This is a genomic window from Mesorhizobium sp. ES1-3, from assembly GCF_020164795.1.
Taxonomy (GTDB): domain Bacteria; phylum Pseudomonadota; class Alphaproteobacteria; order Rhizobiales; family Rhizobiaceae; genus Mesorhizobium.
This window is the reverse complement of the sequence record NZ_JAIUGW010000026.1, coordinates 1-21,300: the sequence shown is the minus strand read 5'-3', so window position 1 is coordinate 21,300 and position 21,300 is coordinate 1. Positions and strand designations below refer to the sequence as shown.

General features: G+C 60.0%; 19 protein-coding genes and 2 pseudogenes. 9 read left to right on the top strand and 12 right to left on the bottom strand.

The window, feature by feature from the left end; translation table 11 throughout:
• Positions 1-283: 283 nt before the first annotated feature.
• Together LB536_RS25945 and LB536_RS25940 are read right to left on the bottom strand one after the other, a co-directional pair.
• Entirely contained in the window at positions 284-1,147 is an 864-nt protein-coding gene (locus LB536_RS25945) for a plasmid partitioning protein RepB C-terminal domain-containing protein (protein WP_224597651.1), read from the bottom strand.
• Positions 1,144-2,709, bottom strand: a complete 1,566-nt coding sequence (locus LB536_RS25940) for a recombinase family protein (protein ID WP_140765766.1) — start codon at positions 2,707-2,709, stop codon at positions 1,144-1,146. The genes LB536_RS25945 and LB536_RS25940 overlap by 4 nt, the downstream gene beginning before the upstream one ends.
• 238 nt (positions 2,710-2,947) lie before the next feature.
• Here LB536_RS25940 and LB536_RS25935 point away from each other — a divergent pair, with 238 nt between their 5' ends.
• Together LB536_RS25935 and LB536_RS25930 are read left to right on the top strand one after the other, a co-directional pair.
• The gene (locus LB536_RS25935) at positions 2,948-3,265 is read left to right on the top strand and encodes a YMGG-like glycine zipper-containing protein (RefSeq protein ID WP_140765768.1); all 318 of its coding nucleotides are present in this window, start codon (positions 2,948-2,950) and stop codon (positions 3,263-3,265) included.
• 112 nt (positions 3,266-3,377) lie between these two features.
• Positions 3,378-3,992: a class I SAM-dependent methyltransferase gene (locus LB536_RS25930; RefSeq protein WP_140765769.1), complete on the top strand. Its 615-nt coding sequence runs from the start codon at positions 3,378-3,380 to the stop codon at positions 3,990-3,992.
• Between the two features lie 774 nt (positions 3,993-4,766).
• Here LB536_RS25930 and LB536_RS25925 read toward each other — a convergent pair.
• Positions 4,767-5,756 (bottom strand): LysR family transcriptional regulator, encoded by a 990-nt coding sequence (locus tag LB536_RS25925; RefSeq protein ID WP_224597648.1) that lies wholly within the window; start codon positions 5,754-5,756, stop codon positions 4,767-4,769.
• A 149-nt stretch (positions 5,757-5,905) separates the two neighbouring features.
• Positions 5,906-6,901 carry a class I SAM-dependent methyltransferase gene (locus tag LB536_RS25920; protein ID WP_140765773.1) on the bottom strand — a complete coding sequence of 332 codons (996 nt, stop codon included), beginning with the start codon at positions 6,899-6,901 and terminating at the stop codon, positions 5,906-5,908.
• A 374-nt stretch (positions 6,902-7,275) separates the two neighbouring features.
• On the opposite strand from LB536_RS25920, the gene LB536_RS25915 reads away from it, so the two are divergent.
• From LB536_RS25915 to LB536_RS25900, 4 genes and pseudogenes are all read left to right on the top strand, one after another.
• The gene (locus LB536_RS25915) at positions 7,276-8,067 is read left to right on the top strand and encodes a helix-turn-helix domain-containing protein (RefSeq protein WP_224597644.1); all 792 of its coding nucleotides are present in this window, start codon (positions 7,276-7,278) and stop codon (positions 8,065-8,067) included.
• Between the two features lie 174 nt (positions 8,068-8,241).
• Positions 8,242-9,372 carry an MFS transporter gene (locus LB536_RS25910; protein WP_224597641.1) on the top strand — a complete coding sequence of 377 codons (1,131 nt, stop codon included), beginning with the start codon at positions 8,242-8,244 and terminating at the stop codon, positions 9,370-9,372.
• Positions 9,362-10,762: a hypothetical protein gene (locus tag LB536_RS25905; protein ID WP_140765779.1), complete on the top strand. Its 1,401-nt coding sequence runs from the start codon at positions 9,362-9,364 to the stop codon at positions 10,760-10,762. Before LB536_RS25910 ends, LB536_RS25905 begins: the two co-directional genes overlap by 11 nt.
• Positions 10,763-10,894: 132 nt before the next feature.
• A pseudogene (locus LB536_RS25900) lies at positions 10,895-11,988 on the top strand (IS3 family transposase).
• 273 nt (positions 11,989-12,261) lie between these two features.
• Here the strand turns inward: LB536_RS25900 and LB536_RS25895 are convergent.
• From LB536_RS25895 to LB536_RS25885, 3 genes and pseudogenes are all read right to left on the bottom strand, one after another.
• Positions 12,262-13,227 carry a YihY/virulence factor BrkB family protein gene (locus tag LB536_RS25895; RefSeq protein WP_263489350.1) on the bottom strand — a complete coding sequence of 322 codons (966 nt, stop codon included), beginning with the start codon at positions 13,225-13,227 and terminating at the stop codon, positions 12,262-12,264.
• Between the two features lie 99 nt (positions 13,228-13,326).
• Entirely contained in the window at positions 13,327-14,430 is a 1,104-nt protein-coding gene (locus tag LB536_RS25890) for a flavodoxin family protein (protein WP_224597637.1), read from the bottom strand.
• A gap of 279 nt (positions 14,431-14,709) precedes the next feature.
• Positions 14,710-15,632, bottom strand: a pseudogene (locus LB536_RS25885) (IS3 family transposase); the annotation flags it as partial.
• Positions 15,633-16,057: 425 nt separating this feature from the next.
• Between LB536_RS25885 and LB536_RS25880 the strand changes: the two are divergent.
• The 3 genes from LB536_RS25880 (at position 16,058) to LB536_RS25870 (ending at position 18,100) form a co-directional block, all read left to right on the top strand.
• Positions 16,058-16,912: a PRC-barrel domain-containing protein gene (locus tag LB536_RS25880; RefSeq protein WP_140765625.1), complete on the top strand. Its 855-nt coding sequence runs from the start codon at positions 16,058-16,060 to the stop codon at positions 16,910-16,912.
• 59 nt (positions 16,913-16,971) lie between these two features.
• Positions 16,972-17,460, top strand: coding sequence for a hypothetical protein (locus LB536_RS25875; RefSeq protein ID WP_224597633.1), 489 nt, complete (start codon positions 16,972-16,974; stop codon positions 17,458-17,460).
• A gap of 175 nt (positions 17,461-17,635) precedes the next feature.
• Positions 17,636-18,100, top strand: a complete 465-nt coding sequence (locus LB536_RS25870; RefSeq protein ID WP_140765623.1) for a hypothetical protein — start codon at positions 17,636-17,638, stop codon at positions 18,098-18,100.
• 281 nt (positions 18,101-18,381) lie between these two features.
• Here LB536_RS25870 and LB536_RS25865 read toward each other — a convergent pair whose 3' ends face one another.
• The 5 genes from LB536_RS25865 to groEL form a co-directional block, all read right to left on the bottom strand.
• Positions 18,382-18,555, bottom strand: coding sequence for a hypothetical protein (locus LB536_RS25865; RefSeq protein ID WP_224597630.1), 174 nt, complete (start codon positions 18,553-18,555; stop codon positions 18,382-18,384).
• Between the two features lie 536 nt (positions 18,556-19,091).
• Complete coding sequence (locus LB536_RS25860; RefSeq protein ID WP_318013499.1) at positions 19,092-19,577, bottom strand: cupin; 486 nt, start codon at positions 19,575-19,577, stop codon at positions 19,092-19,094.
• A 240-nt stretch (positions 19,578-19,817) separates the two neighbouring features.
• The gene (locus LB536_RS25855; RefSeq protein ID WP_224597628.1) at positions 19,818-20,108 is read right to left on the bottom strand and encodes a DUF982 domain-containing protein; all 291 of its coding nucleotides are present in this window, start codon (positions 20,106-20,108) and stop codon (positions 19,818-19,820) included.
• Positions 20,105-20,359 (bottom strand): hypothetical protein, encoded by a 255-nt coding sequence (locus LB536_RS25850; protein WP_224597626.1) that lies wholly within the window; start codon positions 20,357-20,359, stop codon positions 20,105-20,107. Before LB536_RS25850 ends, LB536_RS25855 begins: the two co-directional genes overlap by 4 nt.
• Positions 20,360-20,422: 63 nt before the next feature.
• A partial coding sequence (groEL, locus tag LB536_RS25845) for a chaperonin GroEL (RefSeq protein ID WP_224597623.1) occupies positions 20,423-21,300 on the bottom strand: 878 nt, incomplete at its 5' end.

The window sequence follows — 21,300 nt, the reverse complement described above, 5'->3', positions numbered from 1 at the left end:
ACGCCATGGTAAAGCCGGAAGGGCTGATCCGGCGTTACGCCAGGGAAGCCCTGTTCAGCTCGGTCGAACGGGCGCTTTTCTGCACGAACTGCGATCGGGGCGGGCCGGTCCGGCTCGAGGTCCACAGCATGCCACGAAACTGAGGGTGATGACCGATCCCTTACGGCCCGGCTTGCATCGCAGCGACGCTGTCGTGAGCGCCTGGATCAGCCAGGTCGTGTAGCTGCTGGGAGCAGCGCGTCATTTGGTGCGAGCGGGCAGCGTCTTGCCCGAAGGCGCCAACTCAGAAGACAAAATGCGTGCGCTTTAGCCCGGTTTTTACCGGTTGGCTCGTCAAAGCTTCCTGACCCGCTGGAATGTCCAGTATCATTTGGAAGCTTGCGAGCTGCTCCGGAAAATCCCGCGCAAGGTGTCTAACCACCCGCGCGTTTTCCATCAGCCGGTCGAGATAGAGCCTTGCCACCATCAACTCCAGCGCCCAGGTGCCACGAAGGCTGGCGCAGTACAGAAATTCTTCGTTCAGCAAATCAAACTCAGCTTCCATGGCGGCCAGCTGGTCGGCTGTCACCCCGACAAACTTCTTTCTCGGCCTGGAGGGATCCACCAACTGCGACGCCGGAGTAAGCGTTGAGAGGAGTTGCGCATAGTGGAAGCTCACTCTCTTCAGGGCGATCATGAGCCTTGCCGCTTTGAGCTGCCTTTCCGGAACCATCTTGCGCAAGGAAGCGAAGACCTGTGGCGGCACATTCCAATCCTGCAAAAGCTTGAGAGCCTCGGGAGAAACTCCATTGACCAACGGGCTTGGCGCTGAACTCTCCGCAAGCAGGTTCAAAGTAGGTCCTTCAGCCAGGGCCTTCGGCACGAAGGCCAGGCTTTCGGCCGATAGCAGGCGACGGAACGATTCCTGCTTGATCGGATATCGAAACACCTCGGCGATCGTCTGCAGCAGATGCCGAGAGATAATAGCTTCGGCGATCATGTCCCGCGTTCTTTGGCATTCCGCCTGATAGGTTCTGCACAGCCAGGGACCGGTGAACCATCTGTTGGGCTCTTGCATCTTTTCCAAAAGCGCCGCATGTCTTGTGCGGTTATTCTGCAAAAGAAGGTCGGCGGCTTCCAAGCCTAAAACTGTGCGGCGCTCCCTCATGCGGGGCTCCCGACGAATGTTCGCTCAGCCAGCGCAACGAGCGGATCTAGCGATCGGAAAAGAAACGCATCCAGCTTCATTCCATTGTTGACATGGAAATCTCCTTTGAACCCGGAAATTTCATGCGTCGGAGCGATCAGGTAGTCGCGAATGATCAGATTGCCCGGCTGCATGCGGATCAAGACGAAAATACCCGCCCTGGCCTCTCGCACGGCCCGCGAAGACCAGCGGGGATAGGCAGAATGCGAAACGCGACACCTGGCGATCGCGAGCGCTACGGTCAACTCGCCATTGATGCGGATGATCTCCGTTTCAGGGTCCTGGGCAGCGTGGCCGGCTGCCTGTTCAATCGCGACCAGCAGGTCTTCTAATGCATGATCGCGGATAGCCTTGAGGCGCCTGTCAATTTCGATGAAATGAGACTTTCTGGGCGGCAGGCAACCGATCAGCTTGTATGCGCCGAGCAGACCTCCGAAATGCGCGCTATAGCGATAGGCCGAAGGGCATTCGGGCGCTGCGTTGATGATGTCGGACGACAGTTTCCCATGACGTTTGTAGAGTCTTCGTAGGACTGCCAGCATCTCGTCATCGCTCATGTGAAGATAAAGCGATTTCAATATTTGCTGTGCTTTGTCGAATAATTGGCGACTGATGATAGGCTCAAAGGCGTTGTCCGCTCTGACCCATTGGTCCGGGGGATTGTATACAACCTTGGTTTTTAGTTTGGTGCAGCGTCTATTCCAGACGTTGTTGCCGATATATTTCTCATTGGTCAGGACACGGCGCACGCCATCGGCTTTCCAAGGCCGACCGAAGTCGTTCAGGATCCCCCGGTCATTCAGATATTTTGCGATTTGAGGTTCGTTTTTGCGTGACCGGACAAACAGGCGAAAGATCAATCGAACAGTAGCTATCTCTTCCGGTGGCCCCGGCACGATGATCACCCGGTCTGTCTGGAAGTTCTTGTATTCATAGCGGGCGAGGATGAGTTTGGGCCGTCCGAACTGGTCAACCATCAGACGCCTTAGTCCAAGCCCCTGGATGCCGCCTACGTGGAAGCCCATGCGGGCCATCCTCACCTGGCCCAAGAAGACCCTCTGTGACAACATCCGGCTGTACTCTGCAGCCATGCTGCGCTTTATGGCCTTGAGTACATCGGATCCGACGGTGCCATCGTTCGCGAATTGCTCGGCGCAAAACTCAATCCGAACACCCGCCATCTGACATCGATATTCGTAGGAAGCGCTTTCATCGACGCTTTGGAACCGGCCCCATCTGCTCACGTCATAGACGACGACAGTCTCGTAATCGGCGAGGCCGTGTTCAATGTCGAACAGCAGCTTCTTGAGCCCGGGCCGGCCTTCTATGTGCAACCCGCTACGGCCGGGGTCTTCATAGGTGGCGACGATGTCGTACCCCATGACCTCTGCATAGCTGCGGATTGCATCCTTCTGATTCTCGAGGGAATAAGTCTGGTGCTCGGTGGACATTCGTACATATTGAGCCGCGCGAACCCTTCGCCTCTCCGTAGGAGGTTCGCGGGCCGCAGCAACCTTGTCCATCGCCTTGCACCATCGGGACGAATGTCAATTCTAGCGGGCAGCGCATGGCAATTCCAGTCAAGATTAAATCGAAGCGTCCGCCCGACTACTTTTGCACTTTGGAAACCATGGCTTTCAACTCATGGGAAACCCTGACTCACTTCGTGAGAAGCCGCGCCGCCGTTCCGCCGCAATGCAACCGCATCGGCTTCGTTCGCCCCTGTCCGTCAGTCCGCGGGGCTTCAGAGGAGTTCCAGTGATGATCATCAAGAAGGCTATTCTGGCGGTTCTGATCACCGCAGCACTTGCGGGTTGCCAGTCGCAGACCGAAGGCCAGCAGCGCGCCACCACCGGTGCGCTATTGGGCGGCGCCGGCGGCGCGCTCGTCGGCCAGGCTATCGGCGGTAACACCAAGAGCACGGTCATCGGCGCGGCCAGCGGCGCGCTGCTGGGCGCCGTCGTCGGCTCGGCTACAACTCCGCAGCGCCGCGAGGACCAGCTCTGCCGCTATCAGGACCGCTACGGCCGGATCTACACGGCGCCTTGTGACGACCGTTACTACAACGGCAATTATTGATGAGCTTCTGACTGTGTGAGCCGGCGCGTTAACGCCGGCTCACACACACCGTCATTCTTTTGTACGCTTTGCGGGATATGACGGTTTTGCGGCGGGCAGGAGGAGGTCGAGAATGACAAGCCTTGCCGGTGCCCTGAAAAACCGCGGCAAGCATGCAGTGAAGCGGCTGCTTCGCTACGACAGCCGCAACTGGCTGCGCATCCGCCAGATCGAAGCCTTCACGGTTTTCCTCGAAGCCGCCAACCGCAAGTCGCGCGACGTGATCGAGATTTCGCCGGGCTGGAACCGCTACTGGCGGGCGCTGTGCCCGGATTACCGGTCGGTAGATTTTCCCGAGTTCGACATCTGCAAGGACCGCACCGACGAGCAATATTCCATCGTCATCGCTGACCAGGTGCTGGAGCATGTGCAGCGCCCGCAAGCGGCGGCCGCCAATATCCACGCAATGACCAAGCCCGGCGGCTGGGCGATGGTGGCAACACCTTTCTTGTTTCGCGTGCATGCGCGGCCGCACGACTACAACCGCTGGACACCCGCAGGGCTGAAACAGCTGATGATCGAAGGCGGCTTCGCCGAGGACGACGTGCAGGCATTTGGGTGGGGCAACAAGACTTGCGCCAAGGCCCATATTGGCGGCCCGGTGCGAGCCTACGGAATGTGGCGGGATTTGAGCAACGACGAGGAATACCCGCTGATGGTTTGGGCGTTCGCAAAAAGGGCGTCGTAACGTTCGATCTTTTTCCGCCATTCCCACGGCGCGGTGAACGAAACAGTCCAGATGCCGCACCGCGCTGCCATAGCTCACGCTGGGCTTGAGCATAGAAGCCAGTGCTGTACCGGCGTTAGTCGAGCGCATGACCCTGACGCCATCCATTCCCGCCGGCGGCGCAGACTGCCACCATGCGCCTGAACTGATCGCGAGCGACCTCGATGCAGGATGTCGGGCAATGCGCCTCGAGAAAATCCGCCAGCGCGGGAGATACCGTTTGCCCGCAAGGATATTTCTTGCCGACGGCGTCAAGGCAGAGCTGCGCGCGTTCGGGCGCGTCAATGCCGTTCAACCGAATTCGCTGCCCGTGAATTTCGATGGTGTTGCCGTCGATGCCAAAGGGACTGACAGCGGCGCGGCCGTGGCAAGCAGAGGAAGGAGAAGTAGCGCAGCCGTTAAGAGGCAGGCGCCGCTAGGCAATTGCTCCTGGCTTCCAGGTCGATTTCGATTTTGGCGGTCAGACGCGCCTGGTCGGACAGGCGAAGAGCAAATCGCGTGCGTGGCATGGATACTCCCTCTTCGAATGTAGGACGCTTGCGACGCTGCCTATCGGCAGAGGTCAAGCGCATGGCGAGCGCCTTCGAGCACGATAATCTCAAGAGAGCGTTGGTGCAAAAGACCGTCTTCGAGGGACGGCATCAGCCGCCGATCCGTCCCCGTCGCCTTTCCTGATGACATCTTCAACTGTCCATTCAGGAGAGCGGCGATCCGGCGTCCGAATGCGAAACTGACTTAGTCTCGCAGGATGGGTCTTGAGGGGCGGCGCTCCGTGCGGCTCATTCCGTCGGGCATAGCTCCTGGCGTACCGTTTTTTGGTGCTCTCGGCCTTTGACTGGCGACCCCCATGTTCTTGGCAAGCCCGACAAAACGCAGGACCGCGCGCTTTGGATTCGATTCAAGCCAGATGCCGCTGATTGAACTAACGCTGTTCTTCCCACCCAGAGGCTTCCACCGGGCGGAATCGATGGCAATTTTCCTGGCATAGCTCGCCCCTGCCAAAGTGATGCCTTGCCCGAGCTGCACCTGGAAAATGACGGTCGCTCGGTTCGCGCGACACGTATGAACGGCCGGCCCGCCACCGGCCGCAATGCGTTCGAGCAGGTCCGACGGCGGCCCTTCCAGCCCAACCGGGACGAGCAGAGGCATGTCCGCGAGGTCGGACCATCTGAGCACCGGCCTCTCGACAAGAGAATGACAGGACGGCAGGAGCACGAAGAGGCGCTCTTGCCAGAACACTTCGCTGCTGCAGAATTTGGCGGTGCCAATGTGATGTGTGAACACAAGGTCGAAGCGTCTGCGGCGTATTGCAGAAAGGCACTGGCCCGATGGGACATCCTCAATGGTCAACCTTACGTCCGGGTACAGCTTGCCGAAATGCTCGATGAGGCGTTTGAGGAATTCTCCTCCTGTCGCCCAGCACAGCCCAATCCTGAGTGTCTTGGCATCCTTGTTATCGCGCACACGCTCGGCAAAAGCATCGAGGAGGCCGTCGTAGTGAGCCCGCACGATTTCGATCCAGGCGCGGCCTGTCTTCGTCAAGCGAACGCCGCGCACATCGCGCTCGAACAGCTGGATATCGAGCTGCTGTTCGAGTTTGACGACGTTGCGGCTGACCGAGGATTCCTGAACCCTCAGCGCTCTTGCGGCCTGACGCATGCTGCCGTGATCCACGGCCGCAAAAGCGTAGGTTAGCAACTGGATGGCGTTCCCGTTCCGCGTCATGTCCCTCGAGCTTCGTGACCATCGCTACAGGAGGCGCCTGTCTCACCGCCATGCGATCGGTTCCGTATTGCGGACAGGCGGCACTCAGGCGGATCAACAGTCTCGCCTGCCCGCCTGGAGCCTCGCGCAACTGCCACCCCATGGCTGCGTCACATCGGATTGTCCGCCATGGCGATCGTCGCTGCGTCAGATACGCTGGTCTCGTAGACATATTCATGCGGAATGGCGGGCGCTGACATCTGTGAAGCGTAGAGGTCGAGATTCTCCTTGCTGTTGCTCGCCGCAAGGCTGCAGAAATTGCCGCTGTTCCACGTCATCGTGCAGTACTTGAAATGCGCACCTACGGAGCGCGCCATTTCTGCCAGCGTCACCTCATTGTTGAACATGGTCCCGAGGACGTCCGCCTTCTTTCTTGCGATTTCGTCCGGGGGAAAGTACCTCGCCTTGAAGCCATAATCCTTCTGGGATTCTCGACGCTGGTAGTCGCTTTCATCGGCCGCCCTGAATTTTTCGACGAAGACGAAGATGCCACCCTCCTTGAGGTGCTGGGTCACGAACTCGATCTGCTTGGGTCTGTTGGGCGAGTACATCTGGAAGGTTGTGTCCTCCAGGATGACGTCAAAGCCTCGCGTGAATTTCTTCAGCCGCCGATCAGATCCGAGCGCATCCTTGGTCAACCAGTGGAACGGGCCGATGAAGAATTCGGCGTGGGCCGGTTCGCCATACGCCATGAAGGATTTGTAGTTCTCGGGGTTCGGGCTGCAGGACAGCGAAAGAATCTGCCCATCCGAAAATTCTGACAGGGTTCTGGCCATCGTGCCTTCGGCTGTTCCAAGGCTGTACAGCGACAGCGCGGATCCACGGCGCCGAGCATAGTTCAGCACTGCGTAGGCCATCCTGCACTCTTCTTCCAATCTGTAGGGAATGCTGCCGTGATAGTGCCGGTCGAAGAAACCTTGCCTCGCGGCGTGCAGGCGAACGAGATCGCGCAGGAGTTCATCGCTGGGCAGAAGGCGGGGGTCGGCCTGAGGCTTGCGAAGTGGCATCCCGCTTTTGCCCGCTGCGGTTGCCGCAAAAAACCCTGCAAGTTGGTTGATCCTTGGTCCTTGGTCGCACTCGGCCAGAAAATCGTTGAGCCCTCGCATCGCACTATGCCTCCCGCACCGTTGCTTTGGTGAGATGCCAGGAGCTCGATGGGAAAACTCCACTCAATTAAGTGGGATCTAATGTTTCAGATTGATTCGAGTCTTGGCCGGGGCACTGGTAGGACTGCTGAATACGATCGGCTTTCCTGAGATTGCCATTTTTTTACTAAAGTCACATCTTCTACCAATCCTGAGTTAGTTGTGATTTGTCCAGCAACCTCTGGTTAGGCACAACACGGGAGGGCGGGCTACTTTTAGTATGAAGGCTGCTGCCATCCGTGGACACCCCTTGCCTCGATCCGAACAAGATCCGCCGTTCACAGCACCAGACGCTTACACACCAACATGAGAGTTGGGGCAACATACGAGCAGACTTGATCAGGAGAACTGGTCTGGAGCGCCAGGAAACAGCAATTTCGTTCCCGGGCCACATATTCCTGATGAACCTGAAAGGGGCGGCAAGCCGCGGAGAGGATTTCGTCGACGGGCGTCGGATCTCGTTTTCGCCACGGCGGGCTGGCTCGGTAATCCATATGCCTGCCGGCAGTGATTGGACGGGGTGGGACGAGGGAGAACCGACGGCCGCCTACCTGCTCGTCTCAATTGAAAAAGGGTTCGCCGACGAAGCGTTCGGCGGGATGGTGCGCCGTCGCTCGGGCGACCTGCCGGCTTCGATCGGATTTCGGGACAGCACGGTGGAGATGGCTTTGCAGCGGATCGCCATCGAGCTCAGGCAGCCCGATCCGATCAGCGTGACGATGGTCGAGAGCCAGGCGATGCACTTGCTCGTTCAGATGGTCAGGCGCAACGGCCACTATTACGAGCCGGCGAAAGGCGGGCTGTCAGCCTTCGATCTCAAACGGGCGATCGCAATGATCGAAGCCTCGTCGGACGAGACACCCACCCTCGCCGATCTGGCAAAGGAGGTCGGTGTCAGCCGTTTCCATTTCAGCAGGGCTTTCAAGCAATCTACCGGGATGACGCCACACGCGTATATCGCGCGGCGTCGACTGGACCAGTCCGCCGACATGCTGCGATCGACCAACTTGTCGGCGACGGAGATCGCGCTGGAATGCGGGTTCGGCAGCTCAAGCCATTTCACGATCGCCTTTAAGCGGGCATTCGGTGTTAGTCCGAGGGAATACCGCCGCCGATCTAGGATTTGATTCAAAACTTCCGCTGATTTCAGCAACGAACTGAAAAAACAAGCGTGATTGTTAAGCGGCAATCTGGGCAGTGGGTATGACAAGCGCCGATTGGATGCGCAGCCCTTGTCAAATGCAATTCAAATTCACGCTGACCTGAGATCAAGCATCCAGTCCCGTCTATGGCTTGGATTCATGGCCAGCACGCTATTGGCGGCAGTCGGACGAAACGGATATTACATCGCATCCGCCTGGACTGTTGTCGCAGCAGGCTGCGGAAGCGGCGGCGTGGCGATACTGCTAGCGACCGTCAGTGTCGTCGAATTCGTTGCAAGCCCTCTAGCCGGCCTGGCAGCGGACCGGTTTGACCGACAGCGATTGAACATCGCGGCCGACCTCGGTCGCTTTGCCATCTTGCTCGCCACGGCTTGCACGCTTCTCTACCGGGACGCCTTTTTAACGCTCTGCCTGTCAGCGGCGCTCTTTTCGATTTGCGATCGTGTCGCTCTGACCGCTTCGCAAGCGATGATCCCGCTCGTGACGGGAGGCGCCGAACTTGCGGCAACGAATTCCATCATCTTCTTCATCATGCAGTTAGGCAGCCTCGGCGCAGCGTTGCTAGCCGGATCACTACTGGGTGGGCGCTCCCCTGCCCTGACGTTCATGGTGCTCGCCCTGTTGTTCCTCGTTTCAGCCGTCTCACTGTCCTGGATGCGGCCAGGCCGCCTCCCGCAAGGTGTCAGAAGGGCCAAAGGCCTGGCACCGAACATCGACACGCATCTCCTCGATCTGTTTGCCGCCTATGCCCTTCTCTATGGAGGCGCGGTGCTGGTCACGGTGATGGGATCAAGCTTCGTCTTCGAAGAGCAGCAAGGCACCGCCGCCGATTTCGGCTACCTTGAGGCCGCGTGGTCGGCTGGTTCGGTTATTGGGGCGGCTGTTCTCGTCAGGCTGACACGAGCGACAAGTGGTCCTATACTGCACCTCATGCTTTTGGCCTCAACGGCGCTCGCGTTGATGTCATTGATCACTGTGCGCGCGCCCTGGACATTGATCGTCTTCGCCACGCTTGGGTTTCTCTACAATCTGGGCCGGGTGAGCATCGAGGTCACACTGCAGTCGCGTATGCCTGACAATGTATTGGGCAGGGCCAAGGGCGTCATGCACAGTCTCGCTGTCGCGCTGGGACTGGTCATATTCAGCATCGCTGGCGCTATGGGCGAGAGTGTATTTCCTTCGACGATCTTCTTCGGATTCGGGGTGGTGCTCCTGATCAGCATTCCTGCATTGAGCATCGGCATCGCGCAGCGAAAGGATGAACCGTGAGGTGGATGAGCTAGCGACCGACACAGACGCCAAGCAGGCGGTGCTGGACTCTCTGGCGACGCTCTATCCTTGGACGCGCTCCTATCATTGCCGCCGGCTTCGCGATTATGCGTCCCGCTTGTTCGAAGCGCCTACCCAGAAACCGGAACCCGAAATTCGCAGCCGCGCGCTTGCCAAGCTGCTCGACACGATCAGGAATGCGGGAACGCGAAACGGATTGCCGATCAACGCCGTCTCCCAAATATGCAAAGATCTAGAGCAACGCCGCGTGTTGCAGACCGGCCCGCATTTGTTTCTCCTCATGGAGCCAGAGGCCTACTACACCCACATCTTCAGCCTGCTTGGCCTCTCGGCGCATGGCTGCTCGAGCTACGTTTCCTATGCCGTTTCAACGGTGAGTCTCGTTGAAAAGCCCCGCAAGGGGCCAGGCTGGATCACGCTTGACGGGAAGCCGGTCAACGTCTTCGGTCTCAGCCGAAGCCGGATGATCGGATACGGCCTTCTGACCGGGCCTGGATCATACCGGTTCGAGCTGGTGCCAGCGGAGCCAAATGCCGAGGGAGATGCCCTCGCCCTGCTTCGCAGTCTTCTGCCGAAGACGCAGTTCGAGCGGCCTGCGCATGCCATCAAGGCAGCCAATCGCATCCTCTGGCCAAAACTTTTCGGAGAGAGCTTTGCCTTCCTGCAAATCGACGATGAGGACGTTGCCGACCTGGTGGCGGACCACCTGTCAGACGAGGGTTCCTGGCTGCGTACGAGGTTGCTGGAAAGCCCAAAGCTGGCTTTGAATATCCTTGACGAGATCGACAGGCTGACGGCTGGCCCCTGGGGTGGCTGGCTAGCCCGCGGTACCGATTTCTTTTGGTACTATGAAAACGGAAAGCGCCTGCCGCTGCGCATGGTGGGTGGAGAACTCATCAATCTGGCGACCAGAACGAAGGTCGCTCGCTTCGCGGCTCCCGATATCATTGAGCGACTGACGAACCGCAGCCTTATTCCGAACCTGCTCCTTATGTTTCTGGTCCTGTCGATCCTGCCCGGCGTGCGCGCGCTCGGAGGCAGTCACCAGCCGGTCTACTATCCCCTGATGCGCTACGTCATTTGTCGGGCTCTAGAGACCGCGGACATGGATCCGGACCTTCGACGCGCTCTCGCAAGCGATGAAGTACCAGGAGCTTGGGGGCATCGCGTCATTGAATGCGATGAGGATCCATTCGAGTCAATCCGAAAGGGCAGCATAGGCGAAACCGGCGAGGTCATAGACCGCTTCGGCGATATGCCTTTCGCTGATGCCTGTGGAGGTCTGAGCAGTTTCGTTTCTGATCCGTCGTGGACTGAACTTTGCTCACAGCTGCGGGAGCGAGCGATTGCCCCAAGCGTCTTTTCCTAAGAGCGGGCAACTTGCAGAGAGCGGTAAGCATACTTTGCAATATAAAAAGCTATTAACTTTGACCGGCTGACCTGAGACTCTGAAGCTCCTCCAGTTTTTGGTAGAGTTCGTCCCGCTCAAGGAGACGGACGAATGAAGCGTTCACGGTTTACGGAAGAACAAGTCATCGCGATTTTGAAGGAGCAGGAGGCGGGAATGAAAACCGCCGATGTCTGCCGCAAGCACGGGATCTCGGAAGCAACCTTCTACAAATACAAGGCCAAGTTCGGTGGCATGGACGTTTCCGACGCCCGCAAGCTGAAGGCTTTGGAGGAGGAGAACGCCAAGCTGAAGAAGCTGCTGGCCGAGCAGATGCTGGACAATGCCATCCTGAAGGATGTTCGCCGCAAGAAAATGGTGACGCCCGATGCCAAGCGATGCGCTGTGGTCCACGCCTGCGAGCGGCATGGGGTGAGCCAGCGTCGGGCGCGCAAGGCTCTTTTTCGTCGATCGCTCGAGCGTTCGCTACACAAGCATCCGGCCGGACGATGCCATCGTTCGAGCCGCGACGAAGACGGTGGCTGCCGAGCGCCGCCGCTTTGGCTACCGGCGCATCCACATCATGCTTGAACGGCAAGGGATCGTGATGAACCAGAAGAAGCTGCGGCGGCTTTATCGGGAGGAGAAGCTCCAGGTCCGCAAGCGTGGCGGCCGCAAGCGGGCCTTGGGAACGAGAAGGCCGATGATCGCGCCGGGCCGGATGAACGAGCGCTGGAGCCTGGATTTCGTTAGCGATGCCTTCACGGACGGACGACGGTTCCGGGTTCTGGCCGTCGTCGACGACTTCACGCGGGAATGCCTGGCGCTGGTCGCGGATAAGTCGCTGTCGGGCGCCCGCGTCGCTCGGGAACTGGACGCCATCATCGCCACCGCGGAGCACGATCGTCTCGGACAACGGCACCGAGCGGACGTCGATGGCGATCCTCAAATGGTGCCAGGAGAGCGGCGTCGAATGGCACTACATCGCACCCGGAAAGCCGATGCAGAACGGATTCGTGGAGAGTTTCAACGGCCGATTTCGCGACGAATGCTTGAACGAAACGCTGTTCTCCACCCTCGCGCAAGCGCGGGCAGCAATCGATCTATGGAAGGAGGACTACAACCGCAAGAGACCACACTCAGCCCTGGGCAACATCACGCCCATCGAATTCGCCACAAAAATGGCGCTGGAAAAACAGGCCGCATGAGGCCAGAAACGAAGCGCCGGACCTCCATTGAAATGGAGGGAACAAGGGTCTCAGGTCACAATAGCCCGGGTGAGCTGTGGCGCAGTTGCGAGGGGGATTGACGTGCTCTCCGTTTTGTCCGCGTCTATACGTTAGCGCTGTTCACGTTGTGATCTCCTGTTGCTCTCGAGACGAAATACCAATTCGCAGAACTGGCTTTCGTTCCAACGGTTTAGTGATGAAGATCGAGGGAAAGCCTGCTGATTTCTTGCGGGATCTACCTCGATGGATACTTCAGCTTTTTGGGCGCAATATCCGCGTGACCAGCAGCGTGATCAGGCTGGAGATGACAATCCATACGCCGATCTCGCCGGCGAATGCCGTTGGCCGAGGCGCCGCCGTGCCGCCAGCGTTAGCCGGAATTGTCGCCTCGGGTTTGGCCGCTGCCCTGGCGTGGCGCGACGCAGCCCGCTCGTTTGCGTCCGCCACAACCGGCGCAAGATCGCGCCGGCTGCCGCGGCGCACCGAATAGGCGCGCGTGATCTCGGCGCCGAAGAGGAAGATTTGCGCCGAATAATAGACCCAGACCAGCACCACCATCAGCGCGCCGGCCGCGCCATAGGAGGTGGCGATGGCGCTGGTGCCGATGTACCAGCCGATCAGCGACTTGCCGATGGTGAACAGCAGCGCCGTGACCACCGCTCCGATCGCGACATCACGCCATTTGAGCCTGCGGTCGGGCAGGACTTTGTAGATCGCGGCGAAGAGCAGCGCTATCAGCACGAAGGAGACGACCGTGTTGATGGCGCTGACGATGAATTCTCCGAACGGCAGGCTGCGGTTGATCAACTCGCCGAGCGCGGCGATCGCCGTGCTCGCCGCGAGCGACACCAGGAGCAGGAACCCGAGCGCGGCCACGAGACCGAGACTCGCCGCCCTCGCCCGCACCAGCCGCGACAGCGACACGCCGTCGGGCTTCACCTTCCAAATCTTATTGAGCGACTGCTGCATCTCGCCGAAGACGCCGGACGCGGTGACGAAGAGCGTCACCAGCCCGATGAGGGTGGCCAAAGTGCCCGACCAGCGGTGCGACGCGGTTTCGATCGTGGCCTTGAGAAGGTCGGCGCTCTGCGGGCCCATGACGCCGGATATCTCGGCCGACAGCGCCAGCTGGGCGGCATCGTTGCCGATGACGATACCGGCGATCGCCACGACGATCAGAAGGATCGGGGCCAGCGAGGTGGTGGCGTAAAAGGCCATCGCCGCGCCATGGCTCAGCGCATTGTCGTTGATATAGCCGGTGACGCTTTCCTTCAGGATCGTCCAACTTCATCGACCCAGCGCGGCATCTTTCCTCACTTATTTCGGACGTGGATCCTCGAGACCGGCGCCGATCGCAGGGAACTCCCTTGCCCGGCGCTTCTCGACCGCTTCGGCGAGCGCCAGAGCGGCGTTCGTCACTTCGGCCTGGACGGCCTTGTCGGCGTCGAGCTCTTCATGGCTGGTCGCATAGGGCTTCCAGTAACCGATATAGCGGTCGAGCTCGCCAAGCTCTCCGATCGGATCGAGCTTCATAGAACGCAGCCAGTCGGCAAGCGCGTACCGCACGTTTGCCGCGCCTTCCGTGTCGCCATGCACGACGACCGAGAAAAGCCGGCCGGCGAGATGGCGCGGATAGTCCCAACCGGCAAGCTCAGCTTTCTTGGCAAGGGCAGCATCTTTGCCCTGCGTCAGGGTCGGGTCGGGATTGCCGCCATCGGCGCAGACGAGGCGGTCCATCATCAGCTTGATCGGCGATGAGGTTTGATACCAGTTGACAGGCGTCACGATCATCACGCCATGCGCCTCGACCCAGAGCGGATAGATGTCGTTCATCCAGTCCTGCACCTGGCCGAGCGAATGGTTCGGGTAGCAGGAGCACGGCCAGTGGCAGAGTGCCGCCGCCGTCGAGAAGCACGCCTTGCAGGGATAGATCTTGCGACCGTATTCGGAGGCCAGCCGCGAGAGGTCAAGCACCTCGACCGAGAAGCGGGGCTTTTGCGCGATGGCATCGCGCGCCAGCTCGACCAGCCGAAAGCTTTTCGACATCTCGCCCGGGCAGGTGTGCTCGCTGCGCGACGAGCCGTTGATGATCAGGATGCGCGAGGGCGCGGCTTTGTCTTCGTGGCGCCGCTGTGCTGCCTCGACCGCCTCATGGGCGGCGATCCATTCGACCGACAGATCGTAATCGGGATCATGGAAGCCCTCTCCGGCCTTACGGGTAACGGGGCTCTTGCGTTCCTCGCTATAGGCCTGCCAGGCGATCTCAGCCAACCTACCGAGGGATTTGGCCTCCCCCTCGAAGGCTGGATCGTAGAACAGTTTCCTGTAGCGCTGCTTGAATTCCGCCTCGCCGAGGCGCGGGCTGGGCATCCCTTTGCGCGGTTCAATGTCGGCTTTGTCGGATCGCGTCTGCTCTGCCATTTTCTACCCAAGCCCAATACGCAGCGGGCTGGGCGGCCCGCGAATGACAATTCGGCGCGCGACGGTTGGTTCCGGTTGAGAAAAAGGCCCGCCCGGTGTGTAGAGATCGGCAAGCATCGGGCCGTGGGAGCCCAAAGGCCGCGCGGGTCAGAGGTGTGGTGACCCGCCCCCCAAAACCCAACCGGCAGGGCGCGATGAGTTCCGGCCGGGGCGGTCCCCGCCGGCCGCTTACTTCGACGTCTTCGGTGGCACCTCGCCCGGCTTGATCACCGGCATGTCGCTGCCGGTCATCGAACAGGTGATGCCGTGGTCGGCCATCAGCCGCTGGAACTGCTCGCTCGTATATTGCGATCCCTGGTCGGAATGAGGCAGCAGGCTGTCGGGCTTGCCTCTCCTCCAGATCCCCATTCAGATCGCCATGATGAGCGCATCGGTGACGAGTTGTGCTGTCATTTCGGCCTTCATCGCGAGAACAGGTCGACCACTGCGGCGACGTAGAGCCAACCTTCCGCAGTCCAGATGTAGGTGAAGTCGGCGATCCATTTCTGGTTCGGCTCCGATGCCTCGAAGGCGCGGTCTAGGAGGTTGTCCGACACTGCCGAGCGCTCGCCGGTATCCTTTGGCAGTCCGCGGCGCCGAGGCCGGGCCCGCAGCCCGTTCTCCTGCATCAGACGTTCGATACGATGCAGACCGCAGGAAAGACCTTGGCCAGCACGTCGTGCCAGATGAGGCGGGCACCATAGGTCCGATCGCTGCTTTTGAAGCTTCGGTCAATCCGGGAAACGAGGATCTCGTTATGCCGGGAGCGAGTGCTGGGGCTGCGGTTGAGCCAGGCATAGAAGCCCGACCGGGATCCATCCAGCGCACTGCACAGCCATGCCACCGGCCAGATGTTCCGGTGCCTAGCGATGAAAGCGAACCTCATGTCACTTCCCTCGCGAAGTAGGCTGCGGCCTCTTTTAGGATGTCACGCTCCGCCTTCAGCTTCGCCACTTCCTTGCGAAGCCGGTCGATCTCCTGCTGCTCCGGCTTCATCTGCCCATGACATGATGTGGATCGGTCGACAGCTCGCGCACTCATTTGCGCAGCACATTCTCGTGGAGATCGAAATCGCGGGCAGCTTGGGCCACCGCAACGCCCCGATCCTTTATCAATCTCACCGCCTCAAGCTTGAACTCGCGGCTGAATTTCCTTCCCTGCATTCCCACTCTCCAGTTCCGTTAAACACCTTATCTCGGTGTCCACGAAACCGGCAGCAGGCCAGTCCTGACGTTCCGGATATGAGCTAGACGCCAAAAAAGGCGCATATTATCCGCCAGGAGACAGTGCTGGCTAACTAACCATCAGGGCCAATTCAGGGTCGCCCTCGGATCCAAATTTGAGAGCCATGTTTCGGCGGCGCCGCTCGAAAGCCGTCCAGAAAGCATGCCGCCGACCGGGCCTAGGCATCGCTCCCTCCTCGGAAACAGTCGCGCGGACCCTGTCCCCAAGGTAGCACAGGTTCGGCATGCGCCCTCAGGCGACGCCGGCAGGACCATGGACCCCGGAACGTAGGGCCTTTGTTTACGTTGATTGAAATGACGTTGACGGAAACCGACGGTCTATCAACAACAGGAGGAATCTCACAATGGTCCGCAAGATACTCGCTACGGTGGCGACGGCCGCTCTCATTACGACGGCGCTCTGCACCGCCGGTGCACACGCCGCAAACACGAGCAAGCCCGCTACCCAGACAGAGGTTGTTGCTCCGGTCACTGATGGCAAACTCGTCTCCAAGATCATGGGAACCGCGGTCTATGACAGCAGCGCTGATGACGCGACGAAGATCGGTGATGTTAATGACATCGTCCTGGACAAGGACGGGAACGCCAAACTCGTGGTCATTGGCGTCGGCGGTTTCCTTGGCGTGGGCGAAAAAAATGTCGCCTACGACTTCAATAAGCTTGAATGGGTCAACAAGAAGGGCGATCGCTGGTTAGTCGCGAAGACGACGAAGGATGAGCTTAAAGCTCAGCCCAATTTCGATACGAAGGCTTACGATACCGCGGCAACGTCGACGACCCAGCCGGCCAACGGCACGGCGGACACCCAAGCGACAACTGCCAAAACCGACAGGACTGCGACGGCCTCGGTCGACAAGTCGACCTTGACCCAAATGCCGTCAGACAAAATCAGCGCGGCAAATCTGATCGGAACCAACGTCTATGGCGCAGATGATGCGAAGGTCGGCGAGATCGGCGACGTTATCCTGACCGGTGATAAGAAGGTCGACTCGATAATCGTTGATGTAGGCGGCTTTCTGGGCATTGGCGAAAAGAAGGTTGCGGTCGGCATGGAGAACCTCAAGTTCATGACCGACAAAAACGGCAACCGTTACCTCTATACGAACTTCACCAAGGACCAGTTGGAGGCGCAGACTGCCTACGACAAGGCTACTTACGCACAAAACCGGGACAAGCAGCGCATCATCGTCAACAAGTAAAAACACCTGGAGCGCTCGCCTGTGGCGGGCGCTTCGGCCGTCTATGGGTAGGAGCGGGCTTGAAATTAGCCGACGAAGTCCGTCATAGCTCTGAAGATATCAGCGACCTCGTTCTGTCTGATGTCGTTTCTGCGCTTCATCGACGAGTTAAGGTTAGCCACGAATTCGATATTCCCTACATCGCTGGGTACAGCAGGGATGCAACTACAATTTACATCGACCGACATCTGCCGCGCACCATCAGATGGAAAGCCAAGGACGTGCGGCTGGAGCCGTTTTTGGTGTGCCACGAAATTGTTGAAAAAGCTCTCTTGGACGAATTGCGGCTTCATTATCTGCACGCCCATCAAATCGCTTCGCGCATCGAGAGAGACGCGGTCAGAGGGGCTGGCCTGACTTGGCGGCACTACCAAAGCGTCATTAAAGGGCATGAGAAAGCAATTGATGAGGAACAGCTTCGCTGCGTGCCAAGGGAGTTAGATCTCACCCCTTACAAGGACCTGAAGGATTACCCGTTGCTCCGGCGGCTGGTCCAAGCATCGCAGTAGCTCGTTGCGTGGGATGGTGCAAGGCACGGAGACATCGGGAAATTGAAGCAGGCACACTGTCAAATTTTCTCGCCAATGGAACTTCCCGACGGAATGCTGGTTCGCCTGCATAGGGACGATTGAGGCTGTTTCGGCCTGTGTTGCAGACGGAGCGCCTCGCCAACAGGAGACGGCCATGAAACATCAGACACTTGCAGAACTGCATGGGGTCGCGGAGGTCGAAGCATCCTTTCCGGCTATGACGCGGCGCCAGCGTTTGGAACATTGGGCCATGCTGCTCGAGCGAAATCCCGAGCAGTACCTCGCCGCCTTCCCCGGGACGGAATACATGACCTTGGACGTGCGCGACAAAACCCAGTCCCTCGGCTCCGCGCTCAGCATCGCTTTCGCCGATCCAACTTTGCGGGCTGAAGGGCTGAAGAACGATACGTATGGCGAAGCGAAGCGCTTCTTCGAGCTTACGGATTGGCAGTTGCACGCTGTTGTCTGCCATTGCCATGTCGGCGGCGCGATGAAAGCCGGATGGGCTGCCGTTCAAGTTCGATCTGCCATCAACAAAGAAGGCAAGCTTTTCAGCAAATTGCGCGAAGCGATTGCCCATTGGCCGGTATTCCGCATTTTAACCCATGCGAGGGAGTAAAAGACGCCTCAGGGCGCTGAACTAGCCAGCGATCTGACAAGGTGCAAGCACGTGAACGACGACGTGTTTTGGACCTCGACGTCGCTTACGTGACAACAACGGGCGAGCGTCGCCCGTTTCCTTTTGCCAATCGAGCCGGTCCGCGGCCTCTGATCATTGACGAGGCGGGCGCGAACGACGACCGCGCTATGCGATGGCGTTTTATCGGCATCTCGCCCCCGGTCCATAGGATGACCCGCCAAAAAGGCTCGCTGCCCCAACTGGGCAGACGTCGGGCGCAGCTACGGGGCAGCAATATTACGATCGAACCGTAATCTCGACAGGCAATGGTGAACGCTGGCTTTGCAGCGAAGCCGATGCCCGATCAGCGGGATGGCGAAAGGCGCGGCAGTGCCGGCCTCCTTGCTCTTGTGACGCTGCAATTGCCCGATTTTGGCGCCTTTGACGTCCAGCAATCATGGATGTCCTAGGAATAAGCGGTCGAGTGCCGGGTTCCATCTAGCCCGCACCAAGCCTGCAACCAACACGACAAACCCGATAGAAAACAGGACCGCCAAAAGCCAAGCAGCTTCCACGAATCATAAGAGCCTCCTCCTGTCGCTGTCCCCTTGTAAGAAGCCCTATGGGGCGTTTCGGTTTTCCCTAGGCGATAGGCGGGACGTGCAGCAATTTATGCTGCAATGCAGCAACCAACTTGGAAGCGCTGCGTTCCGCTCATCCTCCGCTTCAGATTGACCGCAAAAGAATGGCAGCGCCACTACCCTGCCGCAGGCATTCGACCGTATGCGAGGTCATGGCGGCCCAACAGCGAAGCAATTGGCTTCGCCAGTCAAGCAAGCAACCGGTCACTCCGGACCATGGCCGAAGCTCTCTGTCTGGCATGGAAGCGGCCGAGAGCGTTCCACCGACATGACGACTATTGCGTCACCGCGCATTCGTGCGGAGGCAGGGCTTGCGCCAATGAGCTTTGCTCTCCTGGGCTTCGGCGAACTCAGTCTTTCTTCCACGCCGCCAGCAGCGGGCCCTTGCTTCCATAGACGGGGTCCTTGCCCGGACGACCGACCCTGGGGATCGTCACCACCGCCTTGGCGTGATCGGCGGCGGTCGTGCATTCGTCATAGGTGCCGGACGGCGGATAGGCGCCAACCACGAGAAAGTCGTCGGAGGCGGAGATGCGCTGGTGCCCGGTGCCGGCCGGAAGAACCGCGACATCGCCGGCCTTCAGCGCCAGCGTTCGTCCCTTCTTGCCGCCGAACCGGACTTTCGCGATACCGCGGGCCACGCCCAGCACCTCGTGGATGCGCGAATGGTAGTGGACATAGTCGTAGATGCCGTTGCGCCAACTGTCCCCCCAGCCGTTGGCCGAGAAAAGCTCCTCCATGACTGCCGCGGGATCGAACTCCTCCGGCAGCGTGACGGCACCGCGGTAGACCACCAGCGGCCAGGACGGACGGTTGGGTACCAGCCCAGATCCCAAGCCTGAACTCGTTCGCTTTTCGCGGCCTGACAAGATCGACCGCCTGTTGTCTGTCCGGTCTGGCGGCCCCGGTCACCTGTTCGGCCGCTTCCTTGATGCTTTGCAGGATGCTCATGACGTTGCCTCGCCTCGGGGACCCGACGCTGATTCAACCTGCGTGGCCGTCGCTGGTTCCCGGCAGGGCTCTGCGCCCCGCGAGGTGCGCGAGGCGATCGCTGCACATCGGACGGACCTGTCGCCTTACCCCGAATGCATCTCATTGCCCATCGCCGCGGCCGGCGAAACCATATCCGGCAGCAATATGTCGTTGCGGCGTGCGAAGGTGACCAGCGTCGCTCGCACCGTCTCCGGGTCGATCTCACCGGCGATGCCCGCCTTGCAGGCATTGAGGGCGACGGCATGGGCGCCGTTGCGGCAGGCGGCGGGCCAGTCCTGCAACAGCACATACCCGTCCATCACGCTTTCGATCTTCCTCGGAAACCCCATTCCGACCAGAAGGGTGACCGGTTCTTCAAACTGCCCGCGATTCATGGCTTTGCCTCCTCTCGATTGTGCAGGGCCGCGCCGGCCGTGCCTCGGGACGCGTCCGACACCTGTTGCGCGGCCAGGAACATCAGCGCCGAGGCGGCGGTCCGCCGTTTCCAGCCGGCGGCTTCGGCCGTGTCGAGCAGTCCCGCCAGCAGCGGCTTCAGCACGCCGCGGCATTCGCTTTCATAGGCCAGAAACTCCTTTGCCTGATGTGTCGGCCCGGGCACGGGCCCAAGGTCAGCCATTGCATCCATGTCTCTCTCCCTTCAACTGATGCCCGCTCCCTGTCCAAGGGAGCGGGCGCACTGGTCGGGACCTCAGAAGTCCATGCCGGCGCCGGCCGGTATCGCCGGAGCGGCGCCTTCTTTCTTCGGCTTCTCGGCAACCATTGCCTCGGTGGTCACCAGCAGGCCGGCGACCGACGCGGCATCCTGCAGCGCCGTGCGTACCACCTTGGCCGGATCGATCACTCCCTGGCCATAGAGATCGCCGAACTCGTTGGTCTGGGCGTTCCAACCCCAGCCGAATTCGCTCTTCTCGCGCAGCTTGCCAACGATGATGGAGCCTTCCGCGCCGGCGTTCTCGGCGATTTGGCGAACCGGCGTCTCGATGGCGCGGCGGACGATCTCGACCCCGGTCTTCTGGTCGGCATTGTCCGTCTGGACTGCATCGAGCGCCTTGGCCGCCCGAAGCAGCGCGACGCCGCCACCGGGCAGCACGCCTTCCTCGACAGCCGCGCGGGTGGCGTGCAGGGCATCGTCGACGCGGTCCTTGCGCTCCTTGACCTCGACCTCGGTCGAGCCGCCGACGCGGATCACCGCGACGCCGCCGGCGAGCTTGGCCAGCCGCTCCTGCAGCTTCTCGCGGTCATAGTCGGAGGTGGTTTCCTCGATCTGGGCCTTGATTTGGGCGACGCGGCCCTGGATCTCTTCCTTGCGCCCGACACCATCGACGATGGTGGTGTTTTCCTTTTCGATCACCACCTTCTTGGCGCGGCCCAGCATCTCCAGCGTCACATTCTCGAGCTTGATGCCGAGATCTTCCGCAATCGCCGTGCCGCCGGTGAGGATGGCGATATCCTCCAGCATGGCTTTGCGGCGGTCGCCGAAGCCCGGAGCCTTGACAGCCGCGACCTTGAGGCCGCCACGCAGCTTGTTGACGACCAGCGTCGCCAGCGCCTCGCCCTCGACATCCT